The sequence below is a fragment of the candidate division KSB1 bacterium genome (genome assembly GCA_034506255.1).
GTDB classification, from domain to species: domain Bacteria; phylum Zhuqueibacterota; class Zhuqueibacteria; order Zhuqueibacterales; family Zhuqueibacteraceae; genus Coneutiohabitans; species Coneutiohabitans thermophilus.
Genome location: JAPDPX010000005.1, coordinates 14,511 through 28,346, shown reverse-complemented (window position 1 = coordinate 28,346; position 13,836 = coordinate 14,511). Strand labels below are relative to the sequence as shown.

The window sequence follows — 13,836 nt, the reverse complement described above, 5'->3', positions numbered from 1 at the left end:
CAAGTTGGTTCTGGCCTCTTAGACGAGTGCTTCAGGCAAAGAGTTGTACAGCCCTCACGGTGTGGGCTCCGGCCGTGAGTCGGGATTTTCCGGTTCGGCAAGCTCGGCGCGCGGATGCGCCATTTGATAAACCTGTTTCAACCGCTCGGCCGTCACATGGGTGTAGATTTGCGTGGTGCTCAAGCTGGAATGCCCCAGCAATTCCTTCACCGCCATCAAGTCCGCGCCGGCATCCAAAAGATGCGTCGCGAAGCTGTGGCGCAAGACGTGGGGATGCGCCTTGTCGCGGCCTGTCACCTGCGTGAGGTAATGCCGCACCGTGTGGTAAACCTGGCCGGCTGACATGCGGCGGCCGCGGGCATCGAGAAACAGCGCCTCCCTGTCCTTGGGCTCATCCATGGCCGCACGCACGCGCAGCCATTCCAGCAGCGCCAGCCGCAGGGCACGCCCCATGGGCAACACCCGCTCCCTGCCACGCTTGCCGAACACCCGGATCTGCTGATTGGCGAAATCCAGCGCGGTAATGTTGAGATCGACCAGCTCCTGGCGCCGCAGTCCGGTGCCATAAAACATCTCCAAAATCGCGCGGTCGCGCACCCCCTGTGGGGTGGTGAGATTCGGCAGCCGCAGGGCCTGCAGCAAGGTTGCCGCGGACAGAATGCGCGGCAGGCGCCGCGGTTTTTTCAAGGACACGAGATTGGCAGTGGGGTTGTGCGGCAAAACGCCCTCCCGCACCAGAAAGCCGAAAAGCAGCCTGACACTCACCAGCTTGCGGTTGATGGTGGCAGGCGCCAGGCCCGCGGCTGACAGCGAACTCAGATATTGCCGCACGGTGGCGCGGCTGACCACGATACCGGCCTGCAGACGGTGCAGGAATTCGCCGAATTGCCGCAGGTCTTGTGCGCGGGTTTCCAGGGTGCGCGGCGCCGCCCGGCGTTCGGCGCGCAGGTACTGCAGAAATCTCTCCAGCCAGCCGGCAAAGCTGTCAGCCGCCGGTGGCAGGCTCGAAGTAGTCTTCATCCGGCGCTGATTCCAGTTCGTGCTTGCATTTGGGGCAACGAATGTGCAGCCCTTTTGCCTGGGTGTAACGCTCTTCGGTGTAGGGATTGCCGCATGCCGGACAGGGGTTTTTCACCGGCTTGTTCCAGGTGACAAAGTCACACTCGGGATAGCGGCTGCAACCATAAAATGTCCGGCCGCGCTTGGAACGGCGTTCAACCACTTGGCCGGTGCAGCCCTCCTGGGGGCACGCCATGCCGATGGGGTAAGGCTTGGCAGTCTTGCAATCGGGGTAGCCACTACAGGCGAGGAAGCGACCATAGCGGCCCACTTTGACCACCATCTCCCGGCCGCAGTTTTCACAGGTCTCGCCGGTGGCAACCTCCTGGCTGTCGAGCGGGCGCGTGAATTTGCAATCCGGATAACCGCTGCACGCCACGAAACGGCCGTTGCGGCCCCACCGGATGATCAGGGGGCGTTCGCATTTCGGGCAGCGTTCCTCGGTGGTTTCCTGCAACTCGTCCTTGATGTCGTCTTTGCGTTCTTCCGCTTCCTGCACGGCGCGGCTGAAAGGCTGGTAGAATTCCTGCACCACCTCCAGAAAATCCTTCTTGCCGCTTTCGATCTTGTCGAGCTCGCCCTCCATGAACGCGGTGAACTCGACATTGAAGATTTTGGGAAACTGCCGGACCAGGATGCGGTTCACCGTGCGGCCCAATTCGGTGGGCGTGAGCTGGCGGCCCTGCTTCTCCACGTATTTGCGCGCCGTCAGCGTGCTGATGATCATGGCATATGTGCTCGGCCGGCCGATGCCCAGGGCGTCCAGCTCCTTGATCAGGCTGCTCTCGCTGTAACGCGCGGGCGGTTTGGTAAAATGCTGCTCGGGATGCAGGTCGAGCAGCGTCAGCAGCTCTCCCACGGTGAGTTCGGTGGGCACACTGGCGTTTTCCCCGTTTTCATCCTCTTCCTCTTTGAAATCATCAAACGCCTGCAGGAAACCGCGAAACACAATGGTGGAACCGGCAACCCGCAGCAAAAAACGGCCGGCGGTGATGTCGATGGCGGTCTGCTCATAAACTGCGGCTTCCATCTGGCTGGCCAGGAAACGCTGCCAGATCAACTCATACAGCCGGTATTGTTCCTCGGTCAGGTATTTTTTGATGGCCCTGGGGGCATATTGCATCGCGGTCGGGCGGATGGCTTCATGGGCATCCTGCGCCCCCGACTTGGCCTTGTACTTGGGCGGGGTCTTGGGCAAATATTCCAATCCGTAATCGCGCGCGATCAGCTCGCGTGCCGCCTGCACCGCCTCGTCGGCCACGCGAATCGAGTCGGTGCGCATGTAGGTGATCAACCCCACGCTGCCCGCCTCGCCGAGTTCAATGCCCTCATAGAGTTGCTGCGCAATCATCATGATGCGTTTGGCGGTGTAGCCCAGCCGTTTCGCAGCTTCCTGCTGCATGGTGCTGGTGGTGAAGGGCGGCGCCGGTTGCCGGCTGATTTTCTTCTTGCGCAAGTCGGTGACTTTGAACTCCTGCTGGTGCAACTCGGCCGCGATGGCCTGCGCCTCGCGCTCGCTGTGCAGCTCCGGTTTCTGCCCGTCGATCTTGACGAGATTGGCGAGAAAGGGCGCGGTTTTCCGGCCCTTCAGTTCCGCCGCCATCGTCCAGTATTCCTCCGGAACAAATTGCTCGATGGCATCCTCCCGCTCGCAGATGAGACGGAGCGCCACGGACTGCACCCGGCCCGCGCTCAGGCCGCGATAAATCGTGCGCCACAGGATCGGGCTGACCTGATAGCCCACCAGCCGGTCCATCACCCGCCGCGCCTTTTGCGCATCCACCAAATGGTCATCGATCGGCAGCGGTGACTGCAGCGCTTCCTTCACCGCCCGTTCGGTAATCTCGTTGAAACGCACGCGCAGCACGTTCTCGTTGCGCGTCGTGATTTCGTCGGCCAGATGGCGCGCAATCGCCTCGCCTTCACGATCGGGATCAGTGGCAATGAAAACCTTGTCCACCTCCGCCGCGGCCTTGCGCAGCTCGGTCAAAATCTTGCCCTTGCCCCGAATGGTGATGTACTCCGGCTCGAAACTGTCCTCCACGGCCACCGCCAGGCGTTGTTTGGGCAGATCCTTGATGTGCCCGACGGAGGATTTGACCGTATAGTCCTTGCCGAGAAATTTCCCAATGGTCTTGGTTTTGGCTACCGATTCGACAATGACCAATGCTTTTGCCATGATAAACCTTGCGACAGACTGATGAGCGATTGCCATGAAAAAAAAGACTGCAACTCCCTCCGCTGGTCGAGAGTCGTGCGAAAGCGACAGGCTCTGGGGTTAAAACAGGAGGGTGGCCATGGGCGTGTGCAACAAGGGCGAGCGCCGGGAAGCCGGCCATGACACGATCGTGTTGCCGGCCGGCCGGGAGAAATGCGGAACAGATGGGTTGGACCGGCAGTCGCCAGTCCGCTTGTGGCAATCAATGAATGACCGGCTTGTCTTCGAACCAAACCATTGCCCTGTCATGGGAACCCTCCGCGTTGAACCAGTGACCTGCCACGAGGGTTTTGATGTCCGCCAGTGTGATGGTCGCGGCGCCCGTCATCAAAGCCCGCTCAATGACCTGCTCGAGCTCCAGGTCGCTCAACAGCCGCAGTTGCTTAAGCTGCAGCAAGTAACCATAGGCTTCCGTGGAAAGGACCGCACGTTCGGCTTCGTGGAGAATGCGGACGGCGCCCGGGCGGGTGGTGCTGGCGGTATACAACAGCTCTTCGCTTTCGCCGGAGTAGCGCTCGAACAGCCAGGAGAAGGCGAAACTGATTTCGGATGGTGAATACCCGCGCTGAAGGAGATCGCGAGAAATCAACTCGAGGCGCTCAGGATTGGATTTTTTGCCGCGGATTTCGGACATGATATAGACCAAAATCTCGACGACACGTTCGTTCATGCGAATCTGCCTCCAGACCCCCTCACTGTTTTTCAAAAGTTGGCCGCAATCTAAGAAAAAAATCCCGAAAAGCAAGAGGTTTTAAGTTTTGTTAGCGAATATTAAACAGTTGACGCACCTCATGCCCCCCGGCCTGCGCCCCCGCCCTGCCTCCCCCATCCGGCAAACCTGTCCGCCACCCTCACTGCCCTCATGCCTCACACCTGGGCGCCATGGCATTTTTTGTATTTCTTGCCGCTGCCACAGGGACAGGGATCATTCCGCCCAACTTTTTGCTCGACCACGATCGGTTGCGGCTTGCCCGCCGCCTGTGCGGCCGGCGGTGTGCCGGCACGCGAAGCAAAACCCATCCCCTCGGTGGCATGATGCACCGTGGTCATCCGCGGAGGCATACGCCGCCGCAGCGGCGGCGGTTCCGCCACCTGCGCTTTGATGATGAATTCCAACACCTGCTCATCAATAGCGGCCAGCATCTCCTTGAACATGCGGAAACCCTCGCTCTTGTACTCAATCAAGGGGTCCTTCTGTCCATAGGCACGCAAGCCGATGCCCTCTTTCAGTTGATCCATTTCGTAGAGATGTTCGCGCCACTTCTCATCAATGGCACGCAACATGGCGAAGCGCTCGAGCTGGCGCATCAACTTGGGCGTCAGCATGGCCTCTTTGCGTTCGTAGGCCTCGACTGCGAGACGGGTGAGCGCCGCGCCGAGCTCCTCGCGTCCCAAACCCGGCTGGCTGCGCAGCTCCGCGGGGATCGCGGTCAGAAAGGTCTTCTGCATCGCATTTTGCAGGCTCTCCCAGTCCCAATCCTCGGCGTGATCGCCGGTGGCATAAAGCGCCACCTTGTCGGACACATACGAGCGGATGATGTCGAGAATTTCTTCGCGCAGGTTTTCGCCGCGCAGGGCATTGCCGCGGCGGTCATACACCACCTCGCGCTGCTGGTTCATGACATCGTCATACTCGAGCAGATGTTTGCGGATGGAGAAGTTGTGGGCTTCCACACGCTTTTGCGCACGCTCGATCGAGCGGGTCACCATACGGTGGGTGATCACCTCGCCCTCCTGCACCCCCAGGCGATCCATGACGGCGGCAATGCGTTCGGAGCCGAACAGGCGCATGAGATCGTCTTCCAGCGAGAGGTAGAAGCGCGACGACCCCGGATCACCCTGGCGGCCGGAACGCCCGCGCAACTGGCGGTCGATGCGCCGCGATTCGTGCCGCTCCGTGCCGATGATGTGCAGGCCGCACGGCACGTTTTCATGGCATTTGTACTCCGCCAGAAGCGGGCAGGGCTCCTGATTCGGCTTGGGCTGCACCAGCGCGCAATTGGGGTGGGCGACCACGCCGCGCCCCAGCTTGATGTCGGTGCCGCGGCCGGCCATGTTGGTCGCAATGGTCACCGCCCCCGGCTCTCCGGCGCGCTTGACGATGTTCGCCTCCTGCTCGTGATACTTGGCATTCAGCACCTGATGGGGAATGCCGCGGCGTTTGAGCATGCGCGACAGGGTCTCGGAGACTTCGACGCTGATGGTGCCCACCAGCACCGGCCGCCGTTTGGCATACAGCTCGGCAATTTCGTTGATCACCGCATTGTATTTCTCCCGCCGCGTTTTGTAGATCTGGTCCTCATAGTCGATGCGGCGGACGCGCTCATTCGTCGGAATGACGACGACGTCGAGCTTGTAGATTTCGTAGAACTCGGCGGCCTCGGTTTCCGCCGTGCCGGTCATGCCGGCGAGCTTGTGGTACATGCGGAAGTAATTCTGCAGGGTGATGGTCGCGAGTGTCTGGGTCTCCTCGCCGACGCGCACCCCCTCCTTGGCCTCGATGGCCTGGTGCAGCCCGTCGGAATAACGCCGGCCGGGCATCAGGCGGCCGGTGAATTCATCGACGATGATCACCTTGCCGTCGTTGACCACATACTCGACGTCGCGCTCGTAGAGCGAATAGGCGCGCAGCAGTTGCGAGATGCTGTGCACACGCTCGCTTTTGGTGGCGTATTCCTCCTGCAGTTTCGCCTTGGCTTCCTCCTTCTGTGCCACGGTGAGATCTTCCCGCTGGTTGATCTCGTGAATGCGCTCGCCCAGATCGGGGAGTACGAACATCTCCGGCTCGTTGGGCGACAGAAACTCCCGGCCCTTTTCGGTGAGATCGATGGTGTGCTGCTTCTCGTCGATGGCATAAAACAACTCTTCATCGATCTCGTGCATGCGCTTGTCGCGCAGGAAATCGCTTTCCACCTGCCGGATGAGCTTCTTGACCCCGGTTTCCTGCAGCGCTTTCATGAAACGCTTGTTCTTGGGCGCGCCGCGTTCCGCGCGCAACAGCCGGATGCCGGCCTCATACTCATCTTTCTTGTCGCCCGTGGCCAGCAACTTTTCCGCCTCGCTCACCAGTTGCGTGACGAGCTGATTTTGCGCCTGCACCAGCCGCTCGACGCGCGGTTTCATCGCGGCATACTGTTCGTTGCCGGCGTGCTCCACCTGGCCGGAAATGATCAGGGGCGTGCGCGCTTCGTCGATCAGAACGGAATCGACTTCATCGACGATGGCAAAGTAATGGCCGCGCTGCACCTGATCCTCCGGCCGGATCGCCATGTTGTCGCGCAGATAATCGAAGCCGAATTCGTTGTTGGTGCCGTAGGTGATGTCGGCACGGTAGGCCTCCTGGCGCTGCGGCGCGTTCATTTGGTTGGTGATGTAGGCCGCTTTCAGGCCGAGAAACTTGAAAATTTCCCCCATCCATTCACAATCGCGCTGCGCGAGATAGTCGTTGACGGTCACCAAATGAACCCCCTTGCCCGCCAGCGCGTTGAGGTAAAGCGGCATGGTGGCGACCAGCGTCTTGCCTTCGCCGGTGGCCATCTCGGCGATCTTGCCCTGATGCAGCACGATGCCGCCGATGAGCTGCACGTCGAACGGCACCATGTTCCATTCGGTTTCCTGCCCGACCACTTTCCAGCTTTTGCCGCACAACCGGCGGCAGGTTTCCTTCACCACCGCATAGGCCTCGGGCAAAAGCTCGTCGAGCGTTTCCCGCAGCAGCTCGCGTTCCTCCTCCTCGGCCTCGGCCAGCCGGTCACGGATTTCCTCCATGGTGCGGTAACCGTGCTCGCTGGCGCCTTCTTTGCCATTGGCGGCGGGAGAGTCCTCGCCGCGCAACAAAGCCTGCAATTGTGCGATTTCGGCCGCAACCTCCTGTGTCGCCTCCTGGAGGCGCTGGCGAAAGGCCTGCGTTTTGGCGCGCAGCGCGTCATCGCTGAGATCGTGCAAGGTGGCATAAATGCGGTTGATTTCGGCAACGATCGGCTGCAGCCGTTTGATGTCCCGCTCGTGTTTATTGCCAAACAATTTGGTGAGGAGATTCATGCCCACTGACTCTCTGATTCTGACTTGCAAAATGTGCTTTTGCCTGCCGTGGCAAAAGCACGCCATGATGATTGTCCCTGCCGGCCATCCGGTAAGAGCCGCCGGCGCTCAGGCCGGCGCGACTGCCCCCGCCCGTGCGGAGGTGCGGTCAACGGCTGTGGTCCCGCTTCGGACCGTCGTTCAAACCGCGGCCTTTCTTGCGCAGCCGCCCCGCTTTGCGCAAATCAATCAAGACCGCATCGAGAATGCCGTTGACAAACCGCCCGCTTTTTTCGGTGCTGAATTTTTTGGCGATCTCGATCGCCTCGTCGATGGACACTTTGGGAGGGATGTCTTCGAAGTAGAGAAACTCGCAGATGGCCATGCGCAGGATCAGCTTGTCCAAAATCGCGATGCGGTTGAACTCCCAATTCACCGCTTTCTCCTTGATGAGCTGGTCGAACTCATCCTTGTGCTCGACGGTCCGCCGAAAGAGATCTTCGGCAAAGGTCAACACCGGTGCGGCTTCCGTCTTGCTCAAGATAACGTCGGCGACAATGGTCGCCGGCTCGTTTTCCGACAATTCATGCGCATAGCAGGCCTGCAGGGTCAGCTCGCGCGCCCGGCGCCGATCACTCAAGGGTGACATACAAATGACAAAGAATGATAGGACTGATCAACCTAGGGTACCACACTGTTCCCGACGATTTCTTGCCACGGACGCAATATAAGGAAGTCCGGCGTCAGAGCAAATCATTATTTCAGCAGGTGGCGTGCGATCACCAGCTTCTGGATCTCGGAGGTTCCCTCATAAATTTCGGTGATGCGGGCGTCGCGCATGATGCGCTCGACGGGATAATCCTTCAGATAACCGGCGCCGCCGTAAATTTGCACGGCCTTCACGCCGCACTCCACCGCCACCTGGGAGGCAAACAGCTTGGCCTGTGCCGCGGCAGCGGAAAAATCCCGGCCGTGATCTTTCAGGCTGGCAGCGCGATAGACCAGCAGGCGCGCCGCCTCCACCGCGGTGGCCATCTCCGCCAGCATGAATTGAATCGCCTGGAAATCCGCCAGCGGCCGGCCGAACTGCACGCGCTCTTTGGCATATTTCACCGCGGCCTCCAGCGCGCCCTGCGCGATCCCCACCGCCTGCGCCGCAATGCCGATGCGGCCACAATCCAAAATCGCCATGGCGATGTGAAACCCCTGGCGCTCGGCGCCAATCAGATTTTCCGCCGGCACCGGCACGTTGTCGAAATTCAACATCGCGGTGTCGCTGCTGCGAATGCCGAGTTTCTTCTCCTTCTTGCCAACGGAAAAACCCGGCATCCCCTTCTCCACCAGGAAAGCGCTCACACCCTTGTGGCCGGCGGCCTTGTCCAGAGTGGCGAACACGATGAAGTTGTCGGCATGGACACCGTTGGTGATGAAATTTTTGGTGCCGTTGATCAGGTAGTGATTGCCCCGCCGTTCGGCAGTGGTCTGCAGATTGCCGGCATCGCTGCCAGTGCCGGGTTCCGACAGACAGTAGGCGCCCAGCCGCTCGCCGCGCGCCAGCGGCATTAGGTATTTTTGTTTCAAAGCCTCGCTGCCGAATTTCTCGAGACCATAGCAGACCAGCGAGTTGTTGACTGACACGATCACGCCGGCGGAAGCATCGACGCGCGACAATTCCTCAATCACGATTGCATACGCGATCATGTCGCTGCCCTGCCCGCCATATTGCACCGACGTGGTCATGCCCAGATAGCCGAGCCGTCCCAGCTCCCGGATCTGGCGGTGCGGAAATTTCTCCAAAGCATCGCGCTCGGCCGCATCCGGCGCCAGTTCCTGCTCGGCGAAACGGCGAATTTCGGCGCGAATATGCTGGTGTTCATCTGTCAAATTGAAATCCATTGGAACGGCTCTCCTCTCGCGAGATGGTTGAATAATGCCTGACGGGCGACCCGCCTGCGCCGGCAGCATTGCCTCACGGCGCGGGCCTCACCCGCCATGCGAGTGCAGCGGCCGGATCATGCGGCGGGCGGATAGGCGTAGAATCCCCTGCCTGTCTTTCTTCCCAGATGCCCCGCCGCGACCATTTTGCGCAACAACGGACACGGGCGATATTTGTCATCGCCAAGTTGCGTGTGCAAAACCGTCATGATGTGCAGGCAAACATCCAGCCCGATGAAATCGGCCAGGGTGAGCGGCCCCATGGGATGATTCATGCCGAGTTGCATCACCCGGTCGATGGCGGCCGGCTCGGCCACCCCCTCCATCACGCAATAAATGGCCTCATTGATCATCGGCATGAGCACGCGGTTGGAAACAAAGCCGGGAAAATCATTCACCGCCACCGGTGTCTTGCCGAGCTGCTCACTCAACTGCATGATGGTCGTGAAGGTCTCTTCGCTGGTCGCCAGGCCGCGGATGACCTCCACCAGTTTCATCACCGGCACGGGGTTGAAGAAGTGCATGCCGATGACTTTTTCCGGGCGCCGGGTCGCGGCGGCCAGCTCGGTGATGGAAATGGAGGAAGTATTGCTCGCCAAAATGGTGGCCGCCGGACACAGCGTGTCGATTTCTGCAAAGATTTTCTTTTTGAGAGCCGCCTCTTCCGTCGCGGCTTCGACGACCAGTTCGCAATTAACCAGGCTCTGCAGGCTGAGCGCGGGCGTGATGCGGGCGAGCGCCGCCGCCGCTTCCTCCGGTGTCAGGCCGCCCTTTTTGACCTGCCGGTCGAGATTGCTTTTGATGGTGGCGAGCGCACGCGTGAGCAGCTCCTGTTTCACATCCACCAGGGTGACGCTGTGGCCGAATTGTGCGAATACATGGGCAATGCCGCTGCCCATCGTGCCGGCACCAATGACACCAATGTGAGGCATTCGTCTCTCCTCCCGCAGGCAATGACCGCAACAAAACCGTTCATTTTCACAGCATGCTGCATCGCGGTGTGGCGGTGACCCTTGCGTTCCAACGCTGTGCCGCTTGCACGGCCCGGGCCGGGGTTACCATCCAACACGCGGCTGCGGCAATCCCGCATGCGCCTGCAGTCCTTGCTCGAGGCGTTGCACCGATGTCGTCATGGGGCGCGGTACGACACCGCCTCCCCGTTGCCCGGCAGTCTGCCTGTTGCGAGTGATTTCGGACATCTCTTTCAGTCACGCCTCCCCGCACTTTTGCCCCGCGGCCAGGGTCTTGCCAGCGCGCCGCGATGACAGATTTCAAGCCGCATTTTCCACCAGCACTGCAACCGCCTCGCCGCCACCGATGCAAATCGCAGCCAGGCCGTATCTTTTTTTGTACTCCTGCAGCGCATGAATCAGGGTGACCAGAATGCGGCAGCCGCTGGCGCCGATGGGATGGCCGAGCGCCACCGCGCCACCGTGCACGTTGAGTTTCTCCATGGGAATGCCGAGCTGCTGCTGCGCCGCCAGTGCCACCACCGCAAAGGCCTCGTTGATCTCGAAGAGATCGACCTGCGGCAGTGTGAAGCCAGATTTTTTCAGCAGCCTGTTGATGGCATCCACCGGCGCGGTGGTGAACCATTCCGGTTTTTTGGCGGCGGCTGCTTGACCGAGCAGCTTTGCCTGGGCCTTCACTCCCAGCCTGTCTGCCACGTCTTTGGCCATCACCACCACTGCGGCTGCGCCGTCATTGATCTTCGAGGCATTCGCCGCGGTGACAGTGCCTTCCTTGTCGAAGGCCGGGCGCAGGGCCGCCATCTTCTCGAAGTTGGCCTTGGGCGGCTCTTCATCCTCGCTGATTAAAACGGGATCGCCTTTTTTTTGCGGCAGCGGCACGGCCACGATTTCCCTGCGGAACAAACCATTGGCCTGCGCTGCTTGCGCACGCCGGTAACTCGTCATGGCGAATTCATCCTGCCTGGCGCGCGGGATGTGGCATTCCCGTGCGCACAACTCGGCGGCATTACCCATGTGAAAATTGTTGTAGACATCCCACAAACCGTCCTTGATCATGCTGTCGATCAACTCCCCGTGGCCCAGGCGGTAGCCGTCGCGCGCCTTGCTGAGCAGATAGGGCGCATTGCTCATACTCTCCATGCCGCCCGCCACCACGATGTCGGCCTCGCCGACCATGATCGCCTGCGCTGCCAGCATCACCGCCTTCAAACCGGAACCGCACACTTTGTTGATCGTCATGCACGTCACTTCCACCGGCAGGCCCGCTTTGATCGCCGCCTGCCGCGCCGGTGCCTGACCCACACCGGCCGGCAACACGCATCCCATGATCACTTCATCAACCTGCTTGGGATCGAGTCCGGCGCGCTGCACCGCCTCCTTCACCACCAGCGCACCCAGCTCGGTGGCGGTCAACGGCGCCAGTGCGCCCTGAAACGCACCGATCGGGGTGCGGCAGGCGCCGGCGATCACCACTTCACGAAAAGGGGTTGACATGGGCCATTCTCCTCTCCAAAAAATTTTTCATCTGGTAATTCGCCGCGGCCAGCGACAGCCGCCCCCCGCTATTCAATATTCACCGGGTTGATCTTCCAATTGTCCTCGACCTGCTGCAGGTATCCCGCTTTGATCTGTGCGCCGTGCTCGAAAATCAACAACCACTGCTCTGCAAAAGCCTGCTGCAAGATCACCGGTTTCACCTGCATGGTTTGCAGGGGAAACAGGTCATATCCCATCACATAGGGCGTTCTGAGATGGGAGGCCGTCGGCACCAAATCCGCAAGAAAGCACAGTGTCCGGCCGGCGCTTTTGATTTTGATGATGGCGTGATCCGTGGTATGCCCGCCGGTGACAATGCTTTCAATGCCGGGCAAAACCTCGCCGCTGCCTTCGAGCAATCGCAGCACGCCATGCTGCTGCAACGGCACGAAGTTTTCCTGCAAATAACTGGCGCGACTGCGGGGATCGGGCTGCAGGCCATACTCATAGTTGCCGCGCTGGCAAAAATATTCCGCCTGACTGAAAGTCGGCACCAGTTCACCGGCGGCCGTGCGGCGCGTGCTCCAGCCGATGTGATCGAAATGCAAGTGGGAGAGGAGAACGTGCGTGATGTCCTCCGGCCGGCAGCCGTGCCGGGCGAGTTCGTCCAGCAGGGTGTGTTCGCGCCGAATGGCGTAGATCTCCGCAAATTTGCGGTCGAATTTGTCACCGATGCCGCAATCGATCAGGATTTTTTCGCGGCCGCGCATGATGAGCAGGGCATTCAATCCCAGCAGGATGCGGTTTCTCTCGTCCGGCGGGTCATGACGCTCCCACAGGACGCGCGGCACCACGCCGAACATCGCACCGCCATCGAGGCGGAAAGTGCCGTCGGAGAGCAGGAAAATGTCGAGGTCGCCGAAGGTCATTCAGGCTGTTCCATCCGATTGGGGAGGGGTCCAAACCAGCCTACCAGAGCGGACTTGAAATCGGAGAAGCTCTGGTCTCTGCAATTTTTAAAGGACACGCTTGCCGCCAGGTTTGCATAGATCGCCGAAGAACGGCGCAAATTCGCTTTCCGGAGCGCCGCTTCCATCACTGTCTTCGGGTCTTTTGGCTTGCCGTTCGCGTCTCGGTCATGCTGCGCAAGAATCTCCTCGAGCTGCTTTTTAGACAACCCCAGTGACTTTGCGACATGGGGAGAATCTGCCCAAATCCGGATTTCCAATTCCGGATTCAACACTACAACCTGGTTTGTTTCATGCCAGCCCGTTTCATCCAGACGTCTTTTTCCCAATTCTTGAATCTGCCGGGCTGTTTCATTTGAGCCGCATTCCTCGCGATCAAACATCACCAACGCAAAACGACGATGGGCAAATTGGATCCATCGGGAACGAAGCGTTTTGGCGACAAAGGCGAGCACGGCTGGCGTATGGCCGAGCTGTTGAAAGCCAGCAGGTGCACACCCTCCATGAGAAATATTTTGGCCCACGTCGCCACCGGAAATTTTTGTTCGTCCTCCAGCAAATTGGCCAGCGAGGAGCGCCGCGGCCCCAGTCGGAACAAAGTATTCCACTCACCCGACTCGGCCTTGAACCAGTCATTGCCCGAAGCACTGATCTTGTTCACGACTTTGCGCCAGCCGCGCGCGGCACGTGACGGAGTCAGGATCAACGCAACCGGCGGATGGTCGCCGGGAAAATCCCGTTCGCGCTTTTCCGGTGGCAGCGGCAGGGAAACCTGGGGAGAGCTGTGATTGCCGCTCTCCGCTGCGGGTTTCAGCCAAAAGACTTCATGGAGAAGGGCAGCTTCATTCTCGGAGGAATGTCCCAGCGCCATCTCATAGCGGCAGTGCGTATGGGCGATGTCGGGCTTCGTCCCCTGCAAGCGCTGCGGAATGTCAAACTCGAGGGCGAGCTCGAAATGTTTGCCCGGACGGTTCCACGTCATCTCTTTAATGGAGCGGGCACGCCGGCGAATACTTTCTTCCGGTCCGTGTTTCAACCCCTCGCCCACCAGCGCGACGACGTCGAGGAAGGTGGTTTTGCCGCTCGCGTTGGGCCCGATCCGGATGTTGAAGGGGGCGATTCGCTGCCGGAGCCGGCGCAGCGAGCGGTAGTTGAGGGCTTCAACCAGACAAATCATAATCGTGTCGTG

The 13,836-nt window shown here is 60.2% G+C and carries 11 protein-coding genes; all 11 read right to left on the bottom strand.

Annotated elements, in window-relative coordinates; all coding sequences use genetic code 11:
- Positions 1 to 54: 54 nt before the first annotated feature.
- Positions 55 to 1,020 carry a tyrosine recombinase XerC gene (locus tag ONB52_10985; protein ID MDZ7416662.1) on the bottom strand — a complete coding sequence of 322 codons (966 nt, stop codon included), beginning with the start codon at positions 1,018 to 1,020 and terminating at the stop codon, positions 55 to 57.
- Positions 986 to 3,238 carry a type I DNA topoisomerase gene (gene topA / locus ONB52_10980; GenBank protein ID MDZ7416661.1) on the bottom strand — a complete coding sequence of 751 codons (2,253 nt, stop codon included), beginning with the start codon at positions 3,236 to 3,238 and terminating at the stop codon, positions 986 to 988. The genes ONB52_10985 and topA overlap by 35 nt, the downstream gene beginning before the upstream one ends.
- A 241-nt stretch (positions 3,239 to 3,479) precedes the next feature.
- On the bottom strand, positions 3,480 to 3,947 hold the full coding sequence (locus ONB52_10975; protein MDZ7416660.1) for a DUF494 domain-containing protein: 468 nt from the start codon (positions 3,945 to 3,947) through the stop codon (positions 3,480 to 3,482).
- Between the two features lie 197 nt (positions 3,948 to 4,144).
- The gene (gene secA / locus ONB52_10970) at positions 4,145 to 7,318 is read right to left on the bottom strand and encodes a preprotein translocase subunit SecA (protein ID MDZ7416659.1); all 3,174 of its coding nucleotides are present in this window, start codon (positions 7,316 to 7,318) and stop codon (positions 4,145 to 4,147) included.
- 148 nt (positions 7,319 to 7,466) lie between these two features.
- Positions 7,467 to 7,946 carry a transcription antitermination factor NusB gene (nusB, locus tag ONB52_10965; GenBank protein MDZ7416658.1) on the bottom strand — a complete coding sequence of 160 codons (480 nt, stop codon included), beginning with the start codon at positions 7,944 to 7,946 and terminating at the stop codon, positions 7,467 to 7,469.
- Between the two features lie 107 nt (positions 7,947 to 8,053).
- Entirely contained in the window at positions 8,054 to 9,193 is a 1,140-nt protein-coding gene (locus ONB52_10960; protein ID MDZ7416657.1) for an acyl-CoA dehydrogenase, read from the bottom strand.
- A gap of 116 nt (positions 9,194 to 9,309) precedes the next feature.
- Complete coding sequence (locus tag ONB52_10955; GenBank protein ID MDZ7416656.1) at positions 9,310 to 10,164, bottom strand: 3-hydroxybutyryl-CoA dehydrogenase; 855 nt, start codon at positions 10,162 to 10,164, stop codon at positions 9,310 to 9,312.
- A gap of 339 nt (positions 10,165 to 10,503) precedes the next feature.
- Complete coding sequence (locus ONB52_10950) at positions 10,504 to 11,697, bottom strand: thiolase family protein (protein ID MDZ7416655.1); 1,194 nt, start codon at positions 11,695 to 11,697, stop codon at positions 10,504 to 10,506.
- A gap of 68 nt (positions 11,698 to 11,765) precedes the next feature.
- The gene (locus ONB52_10945) at positions 11,766 to 12,608 is read right to left on the bottom strand and encodes an MBL fold metallo-hydrolase (GenBank protein MDZ7416654.1); all 843 of its coding nucleotides are present in this window, start codon (positions 12,606 to 12,608) and stop codon (positions 11,766 to 11,768) included.
- A complete protein-coding gene (locus tag ONB52_10940; GenBank protein ID MDZ7416653.1) occupies positions 12,605 to 13,030 on the bottom strand; it encodes a hypothetical protein in 426 nt (141 codons plus the stop codon). Before ONB52_10940 ends, ONB52_10945 begins: the two co-directional genes overlap by 4 nt.
- Complete coding sequence (locus tag ONB52_10935) at positions 13,030 to 13,824, bottom strand: hypothetical protein (GenBank protein MDZ7416652.1); 795 nt, start codon at positions 13,822 to 13,824, stop codon at positions 13,030 to 13,032. The genes ONB52_10940 and ONB52_10935 overlap by 1 nt, the downstream gene beginning before the upstream one ends.
- Positions 13,825 to 13,836 lie beyond the last annotated feature (12 nt).